The following is a 17,535-nucleotide window of genomic DNA, read 5'->3' as shown; positions in this document are numbered from 1 at the left end:
AGGAGCGCCACATGGCACGCGAATACCCGATTAAGCTGTATCGTAACTTCGGCATCATGGCTCACATCGATGCTGGCAAGACGACCACGACCGAACGCATCCTCTACTACACCGGCAAGTCCCATAAGATCGGCGAAGTCCACGACGGCGCTGCGACCATGGACTGGATGGAGCAGGAGCAGGAACGCGGCATCACCATCACCTCGGCTGCCACGACCACGTTCTGGAAAGACCGTTCGGGCGTCCAGCACCGCTTCAACATCATCGACACCCCCGGCCACGTGGACTTCACCATTGAAGTCGAGCGTTCGCTGCGCGTGCTCGACGGTGCTGTTGCCCTGCTCGATGCCAACGCCGGTGTCGAACCCCAGACCGAAACCGTCTGGCGCCAGGCTGACAAGTACCACGTGCCGCGTCTGGTGTTCGTCAACAAGATGGACAAGATCGGCGCCGATTTCTATCGCTGCGTCGAGATGATCGGCTCCCGTCTGGGTGCCCGCGCTGTTCCCGTTCAGCTGCCGATCGGCGCCGAGAACGAGTTCAAGGGCGTTGTCGACCTGATCGAGATGAACGCCCTGGTCTGGCGCAACGAAGAGCTGGGTGCCCAGTGGGACGTTGTCGAGATCCCGGACGACCTCAAGGCCGCTGCCGCCAAGTACCGCGAGCAGATGATCGAAGCCGCCGTCGAGCTCGACGACGATGCGATGGAATCGTACCTGAACGGCGAAGTGCCGAACAACGACACCATCCGTCGCCTGCTGCGCCGTGGCACGATCGATGCGAAGTTCTTCCTGATCTTTGCTGGCTCGGCGTTCAAGAACAAGGGCGTGCAGCCCCTGCTGGACGGCGTGATCGACTTCCTGCCGTCGCCGTCTGACGTTCCTGCCATCCAGGGCATCGACGCCAAGACCGAACAGCCGATCGAGCGTCATGCTGACGATGCCGAGCCGCTGTCCATGCTGGCCTTCAAGATCGCCAACGACCCGCACATGGGCTCGCTGACCTTCTGCCGCATCTACTCGGGTCACATCGAGCAGGGCGCCATGCTGGAAAACACGGTCAAGGAAAAGCGCGAACGCGTTGGTCGTATGTTCCAGATGCACGCCAACAGCCGCGAGCAGATCACGGAAGCCTTTGCCGGCGACATCGTGGCCATCGTGGGCCTGAAGGACACCACCACGGGCGATACCCTGTGCGCACAGAACTCCCAGGTTATCCTGGAGCGCATGGTGTTCCCCGAGCCGGTTATCGACATCTCGGTTGAGCCGAAGTCGAAGGCCGACCAGGAAAAGATGGGCCTGGCGCTCAATCGCCTGGCTGCCGAAGATCCGAGCTTCCGCGTCAAGACCGACGAAGAATCCGGCCAGACCATCATCTCGGGCATGGGTGAACTTCACCTCGACATTCTCGTCGACCGCATGCGCCGCGAGTTCAAGGTCGAGGCCAACGTCGGTCAGCCGCAGGTGGCTTACCGCGAAACGATCACCAAGCCTGCCAATGTGGACTATACCCACAAGAAGCAGTCGGGTGGTTCGGGTCAGTTCGCCCGCGTCAAGCTCTCCATCGAGCCGGGCGAAGTGGGCAAGGGCCTCGAGTTCGTCAACGCCGTCGTCGGCGGTTCGGTTCCCAAGGAATACATCCCGGGCGTCGAAAAGGGCGTGAAGTCGGTGATGGGCGCCGGTCCGCTGATCGGGTTCCCGATCGTGGACGTGAAGGTGACGCTCACCGAAGGCGCTTACCACGACGTCGACTCCTCGGTGCTGGCGTTCGAAATCGCCGGTCGCGCCGGCTTCAACGAAGCGATCCGCAAGGCATCTCCCAAGATCCTTGAGCCGATCATGAAGGTTGAAGTTGTCACGCCGGAAGACTACATGGGCGACGTCATCGGCGACCTGAATTCTCGGCGTGGTCAGATCCAGGGCACTGAAAGCCGTGGCGTCCTCCAGGTCGTGAATGCCTTCGTCCCTCTGGCGAACATGTTCGGCTACGTGAACTCCCTGCGCTCGATGAGCCAGGGCCGTGCACAGTACTCGATGACGTTCGATCACTACGAGCAGGTTCCGCAGGCAGTCGCCGACGAAGTCCAGGCCAAGTACGCCTAAAACAATAAACTGAAACTCAAGGTTGGCCGCAGGGCTAACGAATACGGAGAGAAGCGATGGGCAAGGAAAAATTTTCCCGCAATAAGCCTCACTGCAACATCGGCACCATCGGTCACGTTGACCATGGCAAGACCTCGCTGACCGCAGCGATCACCAAGATCCTTGCTGAGACCGGTGGCGCGACCTTCAAGGCGTACGACCAGATTGACGCTGCCCCCGAAGAAAAGGCACGCGGCATCACCATCAACACCGCTCACGTTGAGTATGAGACGACCAACCGTCACTACGCCCACGTGGACTGCCCCGGCCACGCCGACTATGTGAAGAACATGATCACCGGCGCTGCCCAGATGGACGGCGCGATCCTGGTCGTGTCGGCTGCCGACGGCCCGATGCCCCAGACCCGCGAGCACATCCTGCTGGCCCGTCAGGTTGGCGTGCCCGCCCTGGTGGTGTTCCTGAACAAGTGCGACATGGTCGACGATCCGGAACTGCTCGAACTCGTTGAGCTCGAAGTCCGTGAACTGCTGTCCTCGTACGAGTTCCCCGGCGACGATATCCCGATCATCAAGGGCTCGGCTCTGGCCGCTCTCGAAGATTCCGACAAGAAGCTCGGCCATGACGCCGTTCTCGAGCTGATGGCTGCTGTGGACTCCTACATCCCGCAGCCCGAGCGCCCGGTTGACCAGCCCTTCCTGCTCCCGATCGAAGACGTGTTCTCGATCTCGGGTCGCGGTACCGTGGTGACCGGCCGTGTCGAACGCGGCATCGTCAAGGTTGGCGAAGAAGTCGAAATCGTCGGCATCAAGGCAACCCAGAAGACCACCGTGACCGGCGTCGAAATGTTCCGCAAGCTGCTCGACTCGGGCCAGGCTGGCGACAACATCGGTGCCCTGATCCGCGGTATCGACCGCACCCAGGTTGAGCGCGGCCAGGTGCTGTGCAAGCCCGGTTCGGTTACCCCGCACACCGACTTCGTTGCTGAGGCCTATATCCTCACCAAGGAAGAAGGCGGCCGTCACACTCCGTTCTTCGGCAACTACCGTCCCCAGTTCTACTTCCGTACCACGGACGTGACGGGCATCGTGACCCTGCCGGAAGGCACGGAAATGGTTATGCCGGGCGACAACATCAACATGAACGTTCAGCTCATCGTTCCGATCGCCATGGAAGAGAAGCTCCGCTTCGCTATCCGTGAGGGTGGCCGCACCGTCGGCGCCGGCGTCGTCGCGAAGATCCTGAAGTAAGCCTTATTGAGACATTCGCAGCGCGCGGATCAACGCGCGCTGCGATCCATTTTCGTCAGGATTTACAAAGATGAACGGTCAGAATATTCGCATTCGCCTCAAGGCGTTTGACCATCGCGTTCTCGACGCGTCCACGCGTGAGATCGTCTCGACGGCCAAGCGTACGGGCGCGCAGGTTCGCGGTCCTATCCCGCTGCCGACGCGAATCGACAAGTTTACCGTCAACCGCTCGCCGCACATCGACAAGAAGTCGCGCGAGCAGTTCGAGATCCGGACCCACAAGCGTCTGCTGGACATTGTGGACCCGACTCCCCAGACGGTTGATGCGCTGATGAAGCTCGATCTCGCCGCCGGCGTCGACGTCGAAATCAAGCTCTAAGACAGAAGTTTCCGCGCCTACCAAACAAAGGGTCCTCTGAAACCATGACCCGGTACGGCGCCAAGAGAGAAGGTAATAACCGATGCGTTCTGGATTGATCGCACAGAAGCTGGGCATGACCCGCATTTTCGCTGAGGACGGCTCGCACGTCCCGGTGACGGTGCTGGGCCTGCAGAACTGCCAGGTGGTGGGCCAGCGGACGGCTGACAAGGACGGCTATGTCGCATTGCAGCTTGGCGCAGGCCAGGCCAAGGCGAAGAACACGAGCAAGGCCGAGCGCGGCCAGTTCGCTGCTGCCAAGGTCGAGCCCAAGCGTCATGTCGCGGAGTTCCGCGTTGACGAGGCAAACCTCATCGAGGTTGGCGCAACGCTGCAGGCAGACCACTTCATCGAAGGCCAGCTGGTGGACGTCACCGGCACTTCGATCGGTAAGGGCTTTGCCGGCGGTATGAAGCGCTGGAACTTCGGCGGCCTGCGTGCAACGCACGGCGTGTCGGTTTCGCACCGCTCGATCGGTTCTACCGGTGGTCGTCAGGACCCGGGTAAGACCTTCAAGAACAAGAAGATGCCGGGCCACATGGGCGATCGTCGCATAACCACGCAGAACGTCAAGGTCGTCAAGACCGACGTCGAGCGCGGTTTGATCATGATCCAGGGTTCGGTTCCCGGCGCCAAGGGCGCTTGGATCATGATCAAGGACGCTGTGAAGAAGCCTGCCCCCAAGGGCGCTGCTTTCCCGGGTTCGTTCAAGGCCGCCGCTGAAGTCGCGGGGGAAGGTAACTAAATGGAACTCAAGGTCACAACCCTCGACGGCAAGGCCGCTGGTACCATCCAGCTCGCTGACGACGTCTTCGGTCTGGAAGTCCGCCAGGATATTCTGCACCGCATGGTTCGCTACCAGCAGCTCAAGGCGATGGCCGGTACGCACGACGTCAAGAATCGTTCGGAAGGCGTCCGCACGGGCAAGAAGTTCGTCAAGCAGAAGGGCTCGGGCGGCGCACGTCATGGCGATCGCAAGGCTCCGCAGTTCCGTGGCGGCGGCCGTGCATTCGGTCCGACCCCGCGCAGCCATGCCATCGATCTTCCCAAGAAGGTCCGGGCTCTGGCGCTCAAGCATGCGCTGTCGTCCAAGATCAAGTCCGGCTCGCTGATCGTCGTTGACAGCGTTGCCCAGAAGGAAGCCAAGACCGCTGGCCTGCTCGCCACTTTCGGCAAGCTGGAATGGTCGAACGCCCTGATCATCGACGGTGCTGCCGTGGACCAGAACTTCGCTCTGGCTGCCCGCAACATCCCGCACATCGACGTGCTGCCGGTGCAGGGGATCAACGTTGTGTCGATCCTCAAGCGCGACAAGCTCGTCCTGACCAAGGCAGCGCTCGAAGCGCTCGAAGCGAGGTTCGCATGAACAAGCTTGCCGCATACGACATCGTTCGGAACCCCGTCGTGACTGAAAAGTCCACGATGGCTTCGGAAAACAACCAGGTCGTTTTCGACGTGGCGATCGATGCCAACAAGACCGACATCAAGGCTGCCGTCGAGCAGCTGTTCTCGGTCAAGGTCAAGGCAGTCAACACCCTGGTCCGCAAGGGCAAGGTGAAGCGCTTCCGTGGCAAGATTGGCACGCGCAACGACGTCAAGAAGGCGATCGTGACCCTCGTCGACGGCCAGTCGATCGACATTTCGACCGGCCTCTAAGGGAAGAGACAGAAAAATGGCTCTTAAAACTTACAATCCCACCTCCGAAGGCCGTCGTCAGCTCGTGACGACCGATCGTTCGGAACTGTGGAAGGGCAAGCCGGTCAAGACCCTGACCGAAGGCCTCTCCAAGTCCGGTGGTCGCAACAACCGCGGTCGCATCACTGCCTACCATCGTGGTGGCGGTCATAAGCGCACCTACCGCATGATCGACTTCAAGCGCGTCAAGTTTGACGTGGTCGGGACGATCGAGCGCCTGGAATATGATCCGAACCGTACGGCCTGGATCGCTCTGGTGAAGTACGAAGACGGCGAGCTCGCCTATATCGTTGCGCCCCAGCGTCTGTCGGCCGGCGACAAGGTCATCTCGTCGATGAACACCGTCGACGTGAAGCCGGGCAATGCCATGCCGCTCGAGCGCATGCCGGTCGGTACGATCGTGCACAACATCGAGCTCAAGCCCCGCAAGGGCGGCCAGGTGGCCCGTTCGGCTGGTGCTTATGCCCAGTACGTCGGTCGCGACCAGGGTTGGGCGATCCTTCGCCTGAACTCGGGTGAGCAGCGTCGTGTGCATGGCTCGTGCCTTGCCACCGTCGGTGCCGTGTCCAACCAGGACCACTCCAACACCTCGCTCGGCAAGGCCGGTCGTTCGCGTTGGCTCGGTCGTCGCCCGGTCAACCGCGGCGTGACCATGAACCCGGTCGATCACCCGCATGGTGGTGGTGAAGGTCGCACGTCTGGTGGCCGTCATCCGGTGACCCCGTGGGGCAAGCCGACCAAGGGCAAGAAGACCCGCAGCAACAAGGCAACGGACAAGTTCATCGTTCGCAGCCGTCACGTGAAGAAGGGCAGGTAAGCCATGACCCGTTCAATCTGGAAGGGGCCGTTCGTCGACGGCTACATGCTCAAGAAGGCCGAGAAGGCCCTGGCATCTGGCCGCAACGATGTGGTCAAGATCTGGAGCCGCCGCTCGACCATCCTGCCGCAGTTCGTGGGCATCACGTTCGGCGTTCACAATGGCCAGAAGCACATTCCGGTCAGCGTCACCGAAGACATGATCGGTCACAAGTTCGGCGAATTCGCACCGACCCGTACCTACTACGGTCACGCGGCCGACAAGAAGGCCAAGAGGAAGTAATATGGGCAAGCCAAAAACTGAGCGCGCTCTCAAGGACAACGAGGCTAAGGCTGTTCTGCGCATGCTGCGCATCAGCCCTCAGAAGCTGAACCTCGTCGCGCAGTTGATCCGTGGCAAGAAGGTCGAGAAGGCTCTGGCCGAACTCGAATTCAGCCACAAGCGGATCTCCGGCCAGGTCAAGAAGGTGCTGGAAAGCGCCATCGCGAACGCCGAAAACAATCACGGCCTTGATACCGACGCCCTCGTCGTTGCCGAAGCCTTCGTTGGTAATTCGCTGGTCATGAAGCGCTTCACCGCTCGCGGTCGTGGCCGGTCTTCGCAGATCCAGAAGCCGTTTGCGCATCTGACGATCGTCGTCCGGCAAGTTGAGGAGGCCGCATAATGGGCCAGAAGATCAATCCAATCGGCTTCCGTCTGGGCATCAACCGGACTTGGGACAGCCGCTGGTACGCCAACAAGGGCGAATATGGTTCGCTGCTTCAGGAAGACCTGAAGATCCGCACCATGCTGCTTGAAGATCTCAAGGCTGCTGCAGTCTCCAAGATCGTCATCGAGCGTCCGCACCGCAAGTGCCGCGTGTCGATCCACACCGCCCGTCCGGGCATCGTGATCGGCAAGAAGGGCGCTGACATCGACAAGATCCGCGCCAAGGTGAAGCAGTTCACCGACAGCGAGGTGCACATCAACATCGTTGAAGTGCGCAAGCCCGAGACCGATGCGACGCTGGTTGCCCAGGGCATTGCCCAGCAGCTGGAACGCCGCGTGGCCTTCCGTCGCGCCATGAAGCGCGCCGTGCAGACCTCGATCCGCATGGGCGCCGGCGGTATCCGCGTCAACGTTGGTGGCCGTCTTGGCGGCGCCGACATTGCCCGTACCGAATGGTATCGCGAAGGTCGCGTTCCGCTGCACACGCTGCGTGCGGACATCGACTATGGCACTGCCGAGGCGAAGACCACCTACGGCATCATTGGTATCAAGGTGTGGATCTTCAAGGGCGAAGTCCTTGAGCATGATCCGTCCGCTCATGAGCGTCGCGCCACCGAAGGTGCCGATCAGGGTGGCCAGCGTACTGAGCGCGAACCGCGCCGCGAGCGTGGCGATCGCGATCGCGAACGCGCATAAGAAGGTTAGTTCATTATGCTGCAACCTAAGAAGACCAAGTTCCGCAAGGCTCACAAGGGCCGTATCCATGGCGTTGCCAAGGGCGGTACCGAGCTGGCTTTCGGCCAGTATGCCTTGAAGGCCACCGAACCCGAGCGCGTCACGGCTCGTCAGATCGAAGCGGCTCGCCGCGCGATCACCCGTGAAATGAAGCGCCAGGGCCGTGTGTGGATCCGTATTTTCCCGGATCTGCCGGTGTCCAAGAAGCCGACCGAAGTGCGTATGGGTAAGGGCAAGGGTTCTGTTGAATTCTGGGCCGCCCGCGTCAAGCCCGGTCGTATCGTATTCGAGATCGACGGCGTCCCCGAGGACGTTGCCAAGGAAGCCCTGCGCCTCGGCGCAATGAAGCTCCCGATCATGACGCGGGTTGTTACCCGCATTGCCGACTAAGGACGATGAGCATGAAAGCCAGTGATGTGCGGAGCAAGACCGCAGACGAACTGAAGGACCAGCTCGTCGACCTGAAGAAAGAACAGTTCAATCTGCGTTTCCAGCGTGCTACCCAGCAGCTCGAAAAGCCGACCGAGGTCAAGAAGGTTCGCCGCGATATCGCGCGGATCAAGACGATCTTGGCCGAAAAGAACGCAGCGAAGTAAGGAGCCGCGACCATGCCAAAGCGCGTTTTGCAGGGGACTGTGGTCTCCGACGCCAATGATAAGACGGTCGTGGTGCGCGTCGAGCGCCGTTTCACGCATCCGGTCATGAAGAAGACCGTGCGTCGGTCCAAGAAGTATCACGCTCACGACGAGGCCAACCTGGCCAAGGTCGGTCAGATCGTGTGGATCGAGGAATGTGCGCCGATTTCCAAGAACAAGCGCTGGACGCTTGTCACGGATCAGTCATCGGCTCCGTCCGCGTAGTTTAGATTTCAAGGTCGACGAGCCGGGGACGGCGGGTCGATTTAACAAGAAGGCATCCAGTCATGATTCAGATGCAATCAAATCTCGACGTCGCGGATAACTCCGGCGCGCGTCGTGTCATGTGCATCAAGGTGCTGGGCGGCTCGCATCGCAAGTACGCTTCGGTCGGCGACATCATCGTCGTTTCGGTCAAAGACGCTATTCCGCGCGGCCGCGTTAAGAAGGGTCAGGTCATGAAGGCCGTGGTGGTTCGCACCGCGTTCGACATTCGCCGCCCCGACGGCACGGTGATCCGTTTCGACAAGAACGCCGCGGTTCTGATCAACAATCAGAAAGAACCGATCGGCACCCGTATCTTCGGACCGGTTCCGCGCGAGCTCCGCGCCAAGAACCACATGAAGATCATTTCGCTCGCACCCGAGGTGCTGTAATGGCTGCCAAGATCAAGAAGGGCGATAAGGTCGTCGTCCTTGCTGGCAAGGACAAAGGCAAAACTGGCCAGGTCCTGTCGGTGATCCCGACCGAAACGAAGGCGATTGTCCAGGGTATCAACCTGGTGCGTCGTCACACCAAGCAGACCGCGTCGACCGATGCCGGCATCTTCACCAAGGAAGCGCCGATCCATCTTTCGAACCTCGCGATCGCCGACAAGGATGGCAAGCCCACCCGCGTTGGTTTCCAGATCAAGGACGGCGTCAAGACGCGCGTCGCAAAGTCGACCGGAGATTCGATCGATGGCTGAGACCGCTTACACTCCCCGTCTGCGGGCCGAGTATGACACCACGATCAAGGCAGCCCTGCGCGAGCAGTTCGGCTACAAGAACGTGATGGAACTGCCGCGTCTGGACAAGATCGTGCTGAACATCGGCGTTGGCGAAGCCGTCAACGACACCAAGAAGGTGAAGTCGGCTGCTGCCGAGCTCGAGAAGATTGCTGGCCAGAAGCCCGTCATCACTTATGCTCGCAAGTCGATCGCCGGTTTCAAGGTGCGCGAGAACATGCCCCTGGGCGTGAAGGTCACGCTGCGCAAGGCTCGTATGTACGAGTTTCTTGACCGTCTCGTGAACATCGCTCTGCCGCGCGTCCGCGACTTCCGTGGTCTGAACGCAAATTCCTTCGACGGCCGTGGCAACTATGCTATGGGCATCAAGGAACACATCATTTTCCCCGAGATCAATTATGATCAGATCGACCAGATCTGGGGCATGGACATCGTGGTTGCCACGACGGCCAAGACCGATGATGAAGCGCGTGCGCTGCTGAAGGCATTCAACTTCCCCTTCCGCCAGTAAGCGGATAGGGAAGGGAAAAGGAATCAGGACATGGCAAAGACCAGCTCCACCGTTAAGAACGAAAAGCGTCGCGCGCTTGTTAAGCAGTATGCTGCCAAGCGTGCCGCTCTGAAGGCCGCGACCAAGGATCAGTCGATCCCGATGGATCAGCGCTTCGCTGCTCAGCTCAAGCTTGCTGAACTGCCGCGCAATTCCGCCAAGGTTCGCATCCGCAACCGCTGCGAAGTCTCGGGTCGTCCCCGTGGCTTCTACCGCAAGCTCAAGCTGAGCCGCATCGCGCTGCGTCAGCTGGGCAACCTGGGCATGATCCCGGGCCTCGTGAAGTCGAGCTGGTAAGGAGAACAGAAGATGAGCTTTTCCGATCCCATCGGCGACATGCTGACCCGTATCCGCAACGCCCAGATGCGTCGCAAGAATTCCGTTTCGACGCCGGCGTCGACCCTGCGTGGTCGTGTGCTGGACGTTCTCCAGTCCGAGGGTTTCATCCGCGGCTATTCGGAGACCAAGTTCGAAAACGGTGCCTCCGAGTATGAAATCGAACTGAAGTACTCGGACAACGAAGCCGTCATCCGCACGATCGAGCGCGTCTCGCGTCCCGGCCGTCGCGTTTACGCTTCGGTTAAGAATATTCCGCAGGTTGCCAACGGCCTGGGTGTCTCGATCCTCTCCACCCCCAAGGGTGTGATGGCCGACCACGAAGCCAAGGCTGCCAATGTTGGTGGTGAGGTACTCTGCCGCGTCTTCTAAGACGGCGCGGTAAGACGACTACTCAAGAAAGAAGATAGAATGTCACGTACTGGCAAGAAACCGGTTGCACCGGTGAGCGGCGTTACGGTCACGATCGATGGTCGGACCGTTACCGCAAAGGGCCCCAAGGGTGAACTGAGCATCGTGCTCATGGATTCGGTCAATGTTGAGAACGGGGCCGAAGGCCTGGTCGTTTCTCCGGCCAATGACACGCGCTTTGCGCGCGCTGCCTGGGGCACCACCCGTGCACTGATCCAGAACATGGTCACCGGCGTCTCGGCCGGCTTTGAAAAGAAGCTGGCCATCCAGGGCGTGGGCTATCGCGCCGCTATGCAGGGCAAGGATGTCAAGCTGTCGCTTGGTTTCAGCCACGAAGTGATCTACGAAGCCCCCAAGGGAATCACCCTGGCCGTTCCGGCCCCGACGGAAATCGTCGTGACGGGCATCGACAAGCAGCAAGTTGGCCAGGTTGCGGCTGATATTCGTGCATGGCGCAAGCCCGAGCCCTACAAGGGCAAGGGTGTCCGTTATGCCAACGAGTACGTCTTCCGCAAAGAAGGCAAGAAGAAGTAAGGAGCGCCTGCAATGGCTATCAGTGCAAAAGGTGCGGAGCGCCGCAAGGCTCGTGTCCGCAAGGCGCTCAAGGCTCGTGCCTTCGGTCGTCCCCGTCTCAGCGTTTTCCGCTCGGACAAGAATATCTACGCCCAGATCATCGACGATTCGACCGGCCGTACGTTGGCTTCCGCGTCCACGCTCGACAAGGACGTCAAGTCCACGGTCAAGAATGGTGGCACCGCAGAGGCTGCTGCTGCGATCGGCAAGCTGATCGCCGAGCGCGGTTCCAAGGCCGGCGTCGCTGAAGTGATCTTCGATCGTGGTGCGTATATCTATCATGGCCGTGTGAAGGCCCTTGCAGACGCTGCCCGTGAGGGCGGCCTGCAGTTCTAGAACACGGCGAGGAAAGAGAATTATGAGCAGAGACGTTCAAGAGCGCGAAAGCGAATTCGTCGATCGCCTGGTCCACATCAACCGCGTGGCCAAGGTGGTCAAGGGCGGCCGTCGTTTCGGTTTTGCCGCACTCGTCGTTGTCGGCGACCAGAAGGGCCGCGTTGGCTTTGGTCACGGCAAGGCCCGTGAAGTGCCAGAAGCGATCCGCAAGGCTACCGAGCAGGCCAAGCGCCAGATGATCCGCGTTCCGCTGCGCGATGCCCGCACGCTGCACCACGATGTGCAGGGTCGCCATGGCGCCGGCAAGGTCATCCTGCGTGCAGCCGTTCCCGGTACCGGCATCATCGCCGGCGGTCCGATGCGCGCCGTGTTCGAAACGCTTGGCATCAACGACATCGTTGCCAAGTCGCAGGGCACTGCCAATCCCTACAACATGGTGCGTGCTACCTTTGATGCGCTCAAGCGCGTCGATAGCCCACGGTCGGTTGCATCCCGCCGCGGTCTGAAGGTTTCCGAACTGCAGGCTCGCCGCGGCGAGACTGCGGTCGAAGCGTGATCGCTCAGGTCCGGAGAAACATCATGGCTGAGAAGAAGACCCTTATCGTAGAGCAGATCGGTTCGCCGATCCGCCGCGACAAAGTGCAGCGCGCGACCCTGATCGGTCTCGGGCTCAACAAGATGAACAAGCAGCGCGAGCTGCTCGATACGCCAGAAGTGCGCGGCATGATCAACAAGCTGCCGCACCTCGTCCGCGTCGTCGGCGAGTAAGAAAGGTCCATCTGATGACCCGTTTGAACGAACTTCGCGACAACCCCGGTTCCTCCAAGACCCGTATCCGCATCGGTCGCGGTATCGGCTCCGGCAAGGGCAAGACCGGTGGTCGTGGCGGCAAGGGCCAGACTGCACGCTCGGGCGTGGCGATCAACGGCTTTGAAGGCGGCCAGATGCCCCTTCACATGCGTATGCCAAAGCGCGGCTTCAACGCGCTGAACCCCGGCGACTGGAACGAGGTCCGTATCGACCGCCTCCAGGCCTATATCGATGCTGGCAAGCTCGACCCCAAGGCTGTGATCGATGCCGCAGCGCTGATCGCTGCCCGCGTCATCCGTCGTCCCAAGGACGGCGTGCGCCTGATCGGTTCGGCCGGTTTCACCGCCAAGAAGGTGACGTTTAACGTCAACTACGCTACGGCCGGTGCGACTGCCGCTATCGAAGCTGCCGGTGGCAAGATCGATCTCATCCCGGCCAAGGAGTCGTGGAAGAAGACCCCATACGCCGGCTAAATCCGGCTTGGCGCACCCGGCTGCTGGTCGGGTGCGCCTTTTTTTGGTTTGTTGCGTTAGGGATGCAGATGCATCTGCGTCCTGAAGCGCTCCGAGCGCACCTGGCATTGAAGCCATAGGGAGCGATACATGGCGTCCGCAGCCGAACAGCTGGCACGTAATCTCAATTTTTCGACGTTCTCCAAGGCGAAGGCCCTGCAGCAGCGCATCTGGTTCACACTGGGCGCGCTGCTTGTCTATCGTCTGGGGACATTCATTCCGGTTCCGGGCATTGACCCGGCTGCCTTTGCGGAAACCTTCAAGGCGTCGCAGCAGGGCATTCTGGGCATGTTCAACATGTTCGCTGGTGGCGCTGTGCAGCGCATGGCGATCTTCGCGCTGAACCTGATCCCCTATATTACCGCGTCCATCGTGGTGCAGGTGGTTGCCACCGCGTCGCCGCGCCTAGAGGCCCTCAAGAAGGAGGGTGGCGAGGCTGGCCGTCGCAAGATGAACCAGTACACGCGCTACCTGGCCGTGGTTTTCTGCGTCGTGCAGGCTTATGGCATTGCCGTGGGCCTCGAGGCCAGCCAGGGCGTTGTGCTCAATCCGGGCTGGTTCTTCCGCATCTCCACCGTCATCACCCTGGTGGGTGGCACCATGTTCCTGATGTGGCTGGGTGAACAGATCACCTCGCGTGGCGTCGGCAATGGTATTTCGCTGATCATCTTTGCCGGCATCGTGGCCAATCTGCCCACCACGGTGGTGCAGACCCTCGAGCTGAGCCGTACGGGGGCACTGCCGCCGCTGGCTGCCGCCGGCGTGCTCCTGCTGGCCCTGGTGGTGATCGCGGGCATCGTGTTCTTCGAACGCGCCCAGCGTCGCCTTCTGATCCAGTATCCGAAGCGCCAGGTCGGCAACAAGATGTTCCAGGGGGACACCTCGCATCTGCCGCTCAAGCTGAATACCTCGGGCGTTATCCCGGTGATCTTTGGCTCGTCGCTCCTGCTGCTGCCGGCGACCATTGCGTCGTTTGCTGCCCAGGGCAACGCTCCGGAGTGGCTGCAGGTGGTCACGGCGCTGCTGGGACGCGGTCAGCCGCTGTATCTGGCGCTGTTCGCCTTCTTCATCATCTTCTTCTCGTTCTTCTACACTGCGATCGTGTTCAATCCGGTCGAGACGGCAGACAATCTCAAGCGCTCCGGCGGCTTTATTCCGGGCTATCGTCCGGGCGAACGCACCGCTGCGCATATCGATTATGTGCTGACCCGCATCACCGTTGTTGGCGCGCTCTATCTTACCGTTGTCGCACTGATCCCCGAGGTCGTGCACAACCAGCTGGCCGTCAGCCAGTTCATCGGCGGCACCTCGCTGCTGATCATGGTCACGGTGACGCTCGATACGGTCAGCCAGATCCAGAGTCATCTGATCGCGCAGCAATATGAGGGGCTGGTCAAGAAGTCCCGTCTTGGAGGAGGCAAGCGTCGATGAGGTTGATACTGCTCGGACCGCCGGGGGCGGGGAAGGGGACGCAGGCCAAGATCCTGATCGATGCCTATGGCATTCCTCAGCTGTCGACCGGCGATATCCTGCGCGCCGCCATTCAGGATCGCACACCCCTTGGCCTTGCGGCCAAGGAAGTGATGGATCGCGGCGATCTGGTGTCCAACGACATCGTCAATGGCATTGTCTCTGAACGTCTGGACGCCGAGGACTGCAAAGCCGGGTTCATCCTGGATGGCTTTCCGCGCACCATTGCCCAGGCCGAGGCGCTCGATGGCATGCTCAAGCAGAAGGGCATGACGCTGGACGCGGTTATCGAGATGACCGCCGACGCCGATGTCCTGATTGCCCGCGTGATCAACCGCGCCAAGGAAAGCAATCGTCCGGATGACAATCCGGAAGTGATCCGCAAGCGCCTGGACGTCTACAAGAATGATACCGCGCCGCTGGTGGACTACTATCGTCAGCGCGGTCTGGTGAAGACGGTCGACGGCATGGCGCCGGTGGACCAGGTGACCGCTGCCATCAAGGCCGCGATCACGCCGTAAAATTTCGGGCTTGACTTGGCGGTTGACTCCGCGGAATCGAGCCCTTAAAGAACCGCTTCAGTCTCACGGATTATTGGGCTGGATTCGGTTCTCCAGGTAGTTGGGGTCGAATTCCGGTCCCTTGTTGTTTTAGGGCGCCAGCCGTGATGGTTCGCGCTGAATGAAGGAGAGCAGACGTGGCTCGTATTGCTGGCGTCAATATCCCGACGAACAAGCGCGTTGTAATCGCGCTGCAGTATATCCATGGGATTGGCGACAAGTTCGCCGAGGATATCTGCAAGAAGGTTGGCATTCCGCTGGAGCGTCGTGTGAACGAACTCACCGATGCGGAAGTCATCCAGATCCGCGAGACCATCGACAGCGACTATGTCGTTGAGGGTGATCTGCGTCGCGGCGTGGCGATGAACATCAAGCGCCTGATGGACCTGGGTAACTATCGTGGCCTGCGCCACCGTCGCGGTCTGCCCGTGCGCGGTCAGCGTACCCACACCAATGCCCGCACCCGCAAGGGTCCGGCCAAGGCAATCGCCGGCAAGAAGAAGTAAGAACCCGCATTCTGGGTTCTTCGATGTAGCTGCCGGGGCTTTGCTGACGGCAGCGCTGATATCGAATAGAGGAAGTACATGGCTAAGACTGAAGTCGCGCGCGTCAAGCGCAAGGAACGCAAGAACATCATTTCGGGCGTTGCCCACGTGAATGCGTCGTTCAACAACACCATGATCACCATTGCGGACATGCAGGGCAACACGATTGCCTGGTCGTCCTCGGGCGTCATGGGTTTCAAGGGTTCGCGCAAGTCGACCCCCTATGCAGCGCAGGTTGCTGCTGAAGATTGCGCCAAGAAGGCCCAGGAACACGGCATGAAGACCCTTGAGGTCGAAGTGCGTGGTCCCGGTTCGGGCCGTGAATCGGCGCTTCGCGCCCTGCAGGCTGCTGGCTTCAACGTCACGTCCATCCGCGACGTCACCTCGATCCCGCACAATGGCTGCCGCCCGCGCAAGCGGCGCCGCGTCTAGTCTAGACCGTTTAGAGAGCTCCCGGCCGATTGAATGGGCCGGGAGTCTTATTGCGTTTGCGGCGGAGCGGCTCGGGCTGGGGCCGCGATTTTGAAAGGACATAACCGTGACGATCCAGAGGAACTGGCAAGAACTGATCAAGCCGACCAAGCTGGAGATTGTTTCGGGCAGCGACAACGCGCGCGTGGCCTCGGTCGTAGCCGAGCCGCTTGAGCGCGGTTACGGGCTTACCCTTGGTAATGCCCTGCGTCGCGTGCTGCTGTCGTCGCTTCAGGGCGCGGCAGTGACTGCAATCCAGATTGATGGCATCCTGCATGAATTCTCCTCGCTTCCGGGCGTGCGTGAAGACATCACCGACCTCGTTCTCAACGTGAAGGAAATCGCGCTGAGCATGGGCGGCGAAGGCCCCAAGCGCCTTGGCCTGTCCAAGCAGGGTCCGGGTGCCGTGACGGCTGGTGACATCAAGGTCACCGGTGACATCGAAGTGCTGAACCCCGAGCTGGTGATCTGCCACCTCGACGATGGCGCCGAGATCAACATCGAATTCACCGTGGACACCGGCAAGGGCTATGTCGCTGCCGACAAGAACCGTCCCGAAGACGCACCGATCGGCTATATCCCGGTCGACTCGCTGTTTTCGCCGGTTCGCCGCGTGAGCTACAAGGTCGATGCGACCCGTGCCGGCGAAAGCCTGGACAAGGACAAGCTGACCCTGCAGATCGAGACCAATGGCGCCGTGTCGCCGGAAGATGCGCTGGCCTATGCCGCGCGCATTCTCCAGGACCAGCTGTCGGTCTTTGTGAACTTCGAAGAGCCCAGCAAGGAAAAGGCCCAGGATTCGGTTCCCGAACTGGCCTTCAACCCGGCACTGCTCAAGAAGGTCGACGAGCTCGAACTCTCGGTTCGTTCGGCCAACTGCCTCAAGAACGACAACATCGTTTACATCGGCGACCTCATCCAGAAGACGGAAGCCGAGATGCTGCGGACCCCGAATTTCGGCCGCAAGTCGCTCAACGAAATCAAGGAAGTCCTGGCACAGATGGGGCTTCATCTCGGAATGGACGTTGCCAACTGGCCACCCGAGAATATCGATGACCTCGCCAAGCGCTACGAAGATCACTATTGATCCCGCGCTGCCAAGCACTTTAGGAGACCACCATGCGCCACGGTAATTCAGGTCGCAAACTCAGCCGGACTGCCAGCCACCGCAAGGCCATGTTCGCAAATATGTCCGCCGCGCTGATCAAGCACGAGCAGATCGTCACCACGCTTCCCAAGGCCAAGGACCTGCGTCCGATCGTCGAGAAGCTCATCACCCTGGGCAAGCGCGGCGATCTGCATGCGCGTCGCCAGGCCATCGCGCAGGTGCGCGATGAGGGCCAGGTTGCCAAGCTCTTTGCCGTGCTTGGCCCGCGCTACAAGGAACGTCAGGGCGGCTATATCCGCATCCTGAAGGCCGGCTTCCGTTACGGCGACAACGCCCCGATGGCCGTGATCGAGTTCGTCGATCGCGACGTCAACGCCAAGGGCCAGGACAGCGGTCCGGTGCAGGTGCGTGACGACCAGGACGGTGAATACGAAGCCGCGTAAGCGCGGACGTCATCAAGATCATAAGGCGGCTGCGGTTCATTCCGTGG

29 protein-coding genes are annotated in these 17,535 nt (G+C 60.6%); all 29 read left to right on the top strand.

Annotation, left to right across the window (positions count from 1 at the left end; translation table 11 throughout):
- Positions 1 to 11: 11 nt before the first annotated feature.
- The gene (fusA, locus tag K1177_RS07410; RefSeq protein ID WP_224702649.1) at positions 12 to 2,102 is read left to right on the top strand and encodes an elongation factor G; all 2,091 of its coding nucleotides are present in this window, start codon (positions 12 to 14) and stop codon (positions 2,100 to 2,102) included.
- 56 nt (positions 2,103 to 2,158) lie between these two features.
- The gene (gene tuf, locus K1177_RS07405) at positions 2,159 to 3,349 is read left to right on the top strand and encodes an elongation factor Tu (protein ID WP_224702648.1); all 1,191 of its coding nucleotides are present in this window, start codon (positions 2,159 to 2,161) and stop codon (positions 3,347 to 3,349) included.
- A gap of 70 nt (positions 3,350 to 3,419) precedes the next feature.
- On the top strand, positions 3,420 to 3,728 hold the full coding sequence (gene rpsJ / locus K1177_RS07400) for a 30S ribosomal protein S10 (RefSeq protein ID WP_056232628.1): 309 nt from the start codon (positions 3,420 to 3,422) through the stop codon (positions 3,726 to 3,728).
- 82 nt (positions 3,729 to 3,810) lie between these two features.
- Positions 3,811 to 4,512 (top strand): 50S ribosomal protein L3, encoded by a 702-nt coding sequence (rplC, locus tag K1177_RS07395; protein WP_137152196.1) that lies wholly within the window; start codon positions 3,811 to 3,813, stop codon positions 4,510 to 4,512.
- Entirely contained in the window at positions 4,513 to 5,133 is a 621-nt protein-coding gene (rplD, locus tag K1177_RS07390) for a 50S ribosomal protein L4 (RefSeq protein WP_137152195.1), read from the top strand.
- Positions 5,130 to 5,423, top strand: a complete 294-nt coding sequence (locus K1177_RS07385) for a 50S ribosomal protein L23 (protein ID WP_224702647.1) — start codon at positions 5,130 to 5,132, stop codon at positions 5,421 to 5,423. Before rplD ends, K1177_RS07385 begins: the two co-directional genes overlap by 4 nt.
- A 16-nt stretch (positions 5,424 to 5,439) precedes the next feature.
- On the top strand, positions 5,440 to 6,279 hold the full coding sequence (gene rplB / locus K1177_RS07380) for a 50S ribosomal protein L2 (RefSeq protein WP_224702646.1): 840 nt from the start codon (positions 5,440 to 5,442) through the stop codon (positions 6,277 to 6,279).
- Positions 6,280 to 6,282: 3 nt separating this feature from the next.
- Complete coding sequence (gene rpsS, locus K1177_RS07375; RefSeq protein ID WP_137152192.1) at positions 6,283 to 6,561, top strand: 30S ribosomal protein S19; 279 nt, start codon at positions 6,283 to 6,285, stop codon at positions 6,559 to 6,561.
- A 1-nt stretch (position 6,562) separates the two neighbouring features.
- The gene (gene rplV / locus K1177_RS07370; RefSeq protein ID WP_137152191.1) at positions 6,563 to 6,943 is read left to right on the top strand and encodes a 50S ribosomal protein L22; all 381 of its coding nucleotides are present in this window, start codon (positions 6,563 to 6,565) and stop codon (positions 6,941 to 6,943) included.
- Positions 6,943 to 7,683 (top strand): 30S ribosomal protein S3, encoded by a 741-nt coding sequence (gene rpsC, locus K1177_RS07365; RefSeq protein WP_224702645.1) that lies wholly within the window; start codon positions 6,943 to 6,945, stop codon positions 7,681 to 7,683. Before rplV ends, rpsC begins: the two co-directional genes overlap by 1 nt.
- Before the next feature lie 15 nt (positions 7,684 to 7,698).
- The gene (rplP, locus tag K1177_RS07360; protein WP_108398529.1) at positions 7,699 to 8,112 is read left to right on the top strand and encodes a 50S ribosomal protein L16; all 414 of its coding nucleotides are present in this window, start codon (positions 7,699 to 7,701) and stop codon (positions 8,110 to 8,112) included.
- Positions 8,113 to 8,123: 11 nt separating this feature from the next.
- Entirely contained in the window at positions 8,124 to 8,318 is a 195-nt protein-coding gene (gene rpmC / locus K1177_RS07355) for a 50S ribosomal protein L29 (RefSeq protein ID WP_137152189.1), read from the top strand.
- A gap of 12 nt (positions 8,319 to 8,330) precedes the next feature.
- Positions 8,331 to 8,582, top strand: a complete 252-nt coding sequence (gene rpsQ / locus K1177_RS07350; protein ID WP_224702644.1) for a 30S ribosomal protein S17 — start codon at positions 8,331 to 8,333, stop codon at positions 8,580 to 8,582.
- 62 nt (positions 8,583 to 8,644) lie between these two features.
- A complete protein-coding gene (gene rplN / locus K1177_RS07345; protein ID WP_035102635.1) occupies positions 8,645 to 9,013 on the top strand; it encodes a 50S ribosomal protein L14 in 369 nt (122 codons plus the stop codon).
- Positions 9,013 to 9,324: a 50S ribosomal protein L24 gene (gene rplX / locus K1177_RS07340; RefSeq protein WP_224702643.1), complete on the top strand. Its 312-nt coding sequence runs from the start codon at positions 9,013 to 9,015 to the stop codon at positions 9,322 to 9,324. Before rplN ends, rplX begins: the two co-directional genes overlap by 1 nt.
- On the top strand, positions 9,317 to 9,874 hold the full coding sequence (rplE, locus tag K1177_RS07335; RefSeq protein ID WP_224702642.1) for a 50S ribosomal protein L5: 558 nt from the start codon (positions 9,317 to 9,319) through the stop codon (positions 9,872 to 9,874). The genes rplX and rplE overlap by 8 nt, the downstream gene beginning before the upstream one ends.
- 30 nt (positions 9,875 to 9,904) lie before the next feature.
- Positions 9,905 to 10,210 (top strand): 30S ribosomal protein S14, encoded by a 306-nt coding sequence (rpsN, locus tag K1177_RS07330; protein WP_224702641.1) that lies wholly within the window; start codon positions 9,905 to 9,907, stop codon positions 10,208 to 10,210.
- A 12-nt stretch (positions 10,211 to 10,222) separates the two neighbouring features.
- The gene (gene rpsH, locus K1177_RS07325) at positions 10,223 to 10,621 is read left to right on the top strand and encodes a 30S ribosomal protein S8 (RefSeq protein ID WP_046172880.1); all 399 of its coding nucleotides are present in this window, start codon (positions 10,223 to 10,225) and stop codon (positions 10,619 to 10,621) included.
- A gap of 39 nt (positions 10,622 to 10,660) precedes the next feature.
- Positions 10,661 to 11,194, top strand: coding sequence for a 50S ribosomal protein L6 (rplF, locus tag K1177_RS07320; RefSeq protein ID WP_224702640.1), 534 nt, complete (start codon positions 10,661 to 10,663; stop codon positions 11,192 to 11,194).
- A 12-nt stretch (positions 11,195 to 11,206) separates the two neighbouring features.
- Entirely contained in the window at positions 11,207 to 11,569 is a 363-nt protein-coding gene (gene rplR / locus K1177_RS07315) for a 50S ribosomal protein L18 (protein WP_224702639.1), read from the top strand.
- Positions 11,570 to 11,591: 22 nt separating this feature from the next.
- A complete protein-coding gene (rpsE, locus tag K1177_RS07310) occupies positions 11,592 to 12,125 on the top strand; it encodes a 30S ribosomal protein S5 (RefSeq protein ID WP_056232660.1) in 534 nt (177 codons plus the stop codon).
- A gap of 23 nt (positions 12,126 to 12,148) precedes the next feature.
- Positions 12,149 to 12,337, top strand: coding sequence for a 50S ribosomal protein L30 (gene rpmD / locus K1177_RS07305; RefSeq protein ID WP_224702638.1), 189 nt, complete (start codon positions 12,149 to 12,151; stop codon positions 12,335 to 12,337).
- Between the two features lie 14 nt (positions 12,338 to 12,351).
- Positions 12,352 to 12,852, top strand: coding sequence for a 50S ribosomal protein L15 (rplO, locus tag K1177_RS07300; RefSeq protein ID WP_224702637.1), 501 nt, complete (start codon positions 12,352 to 12,354; stop codon positions 12,850 to 12,852).
- Between the two features lie 129 nt (positions 12,853 to 12,981).
- Positions 12,982 to 14,322 carry a preprotein translocase subunit SecY gene (secY, locus tag K1177_RS07295; protein WP_224702636.1) on the top strand — a complete coding sequence of 447 codons (1,341 nt, stop codon included), beginning with the start codon at positions 12,982 to 12,984 and terminating at the stop codon, positions 14,320 to 14,322.
- Entirely contained in the window at positions 14,319 to 14,882 is a 564-nt protein-coding gene (locus tag K1177_RS07290; RefSeq protein ID WP_224702635.1) for an adenylate kinase, read from the top strand. The genes secY and K1177_RS07290 overlap by 4 nt, the downstream gene beginning before the upstream one ends.
- A gap of 176 nt (positions 14,883 to 15,058) precedes the next feature.
- The gene (gene rpsM / locus K1177_RS07285; RefSeq protein ID WP_224702634.1) at positions 15,059 to 15,427 is read left to right on the top strand and encodes a 30S ribosomal protein S13; all 369 of its coding nucleotides are present in this window, start codon (positions 15,059 to 15,061) and stop codon (positions 15,425 to 15,427) included.
- 78 nt (positions 15,428 to 15,505) lie between these two features.
- Entirely contained in the window at positions 15,506 to 15,898 is a 393-nt protein-coding gene (gene rpsK / locus K1177_RS07280) for a 30S ribosomal protein S11 (RefSeq protein WP_137152177.1), read from the top strand.
- 100 nt (positions 15,899 to 15,998) lie between these two features.
- Entirely contained in the window at positions 15,999 to 17,024 is a 1,026-nt protein-coding gene (locus K1177_RS07275; RefSeq protein WP_224703708.1) for a DNA-directed RNA polymerase subunit alpha, read from the top strand.
- A gap of 32 nt (positions 17,025 to 17,056) precedes the next feature.
- Positions 17,057 to 17,488: a 50S ribosomal protein L17 gene (gene rplQ, locus K1177_RS07270; RefSeq protein ID WP_224702633.1), complete on the top strand. Its 432-nt coding sequence runs from the start codon at positions 17,057 to 17,059 to the stop codon at positions 17,486 to 17,488.
- Positions 17,489 to 17,535: the final 47 nt, after the last annotated feature.

Origin of the sequence: Devosia aquimaris (assembly GCF_020169335.1) — a bacterium.
GTDB lineage: Bacteria > Pseudomonadota > Alphaproteobacteria > Rhizobiales > Devosiaceae > Devosia > Devosia aquimaris.
Note: the sequence above shows the minus strand (reverse complement) of the source record. Positions and strands in the feature narration are given on the sequence as shown.

What these genes read in the sequence shown, in the direction of transcription:
- fusA (WP_224702649.1), top strand. Translation starts at nt 12, where the DNA reads ATGGCACGCGAATACCCGATTAAGCTGTATCGTAACTTCGGCATCATG.
- tuf (WP_224702648.1), top strand. Translation starts at nt 2,159, where the DNA reads ATGGGCAAGGAAAAATTTTCCCGCAATAAGCCTCACTGCAACATCGGC.
- rpsJ (WP_056232628.1), top strand. Translation starts at nt 3,420, where the DNA reads ATGAACGGTCAGAATATTCGCATTCGCCTCAAGGCGTTTGACCATCGC.
- rplC (WP_137152196.1), top strand. Translation starts at nt 3,811, where the DNA reads ATGCGTTCTGGATTGATCGCACAGAAGCTGGGCATGACCCGCATTTTC.
- rplD (WP_137152195.1), top strand. Translation starts at nt 4,513, where the DNA reads ATGGAACTCAAGGTCACAACCCTCGACGGCAAGGCCGCTGGTACCATC.
- K1177_RS07385 (WP_224702647.1), top strand. Translation starts at nt 5,130, where the DNA reads ATGAACAAGCTTGCCGCATACGACATCGTTCGGAACCCCGTCGTGACT.
- rplB (WP_224702646.1), top strand. Translation starts at nt 5,440, where the DNA reads ATGGCTCTTAAAACTTACAATCCCACCTCCGAAGGCCGTCGTCAGCTC.
- rpsS (WP_137152192.1), top strand. Translation starts at nt 6,283, where the DNA reads ATGACCCGTTCAATCTGGAAGGGGCCGTTCGTCGACGGCTACATGCTC.
- rplV (WP_137152191.1), top strand. Translation starts at nt 6,563, where the DNA reads ATGGGCAAGCCAAAAACTGAGCGCGCTCTCAAGGACAACGAGGCTAAG.
- rpsC (WP_224702645.1), top strand. Translation starts at nt 6,943, where the DNA reads ATGGGCCAGAAGATCAATCCAATCGGCTTCCGTCTGGGCATCAACCGG.
- rplP (WP_108398529.1), top strand. Translation starts at nt 7,699, where the DNA reads ATGCTGCAACCTAAGAAGACCAAGTTCCGCAAGGCTCACAAGGGCCGT.
- rpmC (WP_137152189.1), top strand. Translation starts at nt 8,124, where the DNA reads ATGAAAGCCAGTGATGTGCGGAGCAAGACCGCAGACGAACTGAAGGAC.
- rpsQ (WP_224702644.1), top strand. Translation starts at nt 8,331, where the DNA reads ATGCCAAAGCGCGTTTTGCAGGGGACTGTGGTCTCCGACGCCAATGAT.
- rplN (WP_035102635.1), top strand. Translation starts at nt 8,645, where the DNA reads ATGATTCAGATGCAATCAAATCTCGACGTCGCGGATAACTCCGGCGCG.
- rplX (WP_224702643.1), top strand. Translation starts at nt 9,013, where the DNA reads ATGGCTGCCAAGATCAAGAAGGGCGATAAGGTCGTCGTCCTTGCTGGC.
- rplE (WP_224702642.1), top strand. Translation starts at nt 9,317, where the DNA reads ATGGCTGAGACCGCTTACACTCCCCGTCTGCGGGCCGAGTATGACACC.
- rpsN (WP_224702641.1), top strand. Translation starts at nt 9,905, where the DNA reads ATGGCAAAGACCAGCTCCACCGTTAAGAACGAAAAGCGTCGCGCGCTT.
- rpsH (WP_046172880.1), top strand. Translation starts at nt 10,223, where the DNA reads ATGAGCTTTTCCGATCCCATCGGCGACATGCTGACCCGTATCCGCAAC.
- rplF (WP_224702640.1), top strand. Translation starts at nt 10,661, where the DNA reads ATGTCACGTACTGGCAAGAAACCGGTTGCACCGGTGAGCGGCGTTACG.
- rplR (WP_224702639.1), top strand. Translation starts at nt 11,207, where the DNA reads ATGGCTATCAGTGCAAAAGGTGCGGAGCGCCGCAAGGCTCGTGTCCGC.
- rpsE (WP_056232660.1), top strand. Translation starts at nt 11,592, where the DNA reads ATGAGCAGAGACGTTCAAGAGCGCGAAAGCGAATTCGTCGATCGCCTG.
- rpmD (WP_224702638.1), top strand. Translation starts at nt 12,149, where the DNA reads ATGGCTGAGAAGAAGACCCTTATCGTAGAGCAGATCGGTTCGCCGATC.
- rplO (WP_224702637.1), top strand. Translation starts at nt 12,352, where the DNA reads ATGACCCGTTTGAACGAACTTCGCGACAACCCCGGTTCCTCCAAGACC.
- secY (WP_224702636.1), top strand. Translation starts at nt 12,982, where the DNA reads ATGGCGTCCGCAGCCGAACAGCTGGCACGTAATCTCAATTTTTCGACG.
- K1177_RS07290 (WP_224702635.1), top strand. Translation starts at nt 14,319, where the DNA reads ATGAGGTTGATACTGCTCGGACCGCCGGGGGCGGGGAAGGGGACGCAG.
- rpsK (WP_137152177.1), top strand. Translation starts at nt 15,506, where the DNA reads ATGGCTAAGACTGAAGTCGCGCGCGTCAAGCGCAAGGAACGCAAGAAC.
- rplQ (WP_224702633.1), top strand. Translation starts at nt 17,057, where the DNA reads ATGCGCCACGGTAATTCAGGTCGCAAACTCAGCCGGACTGCCAGCCAC.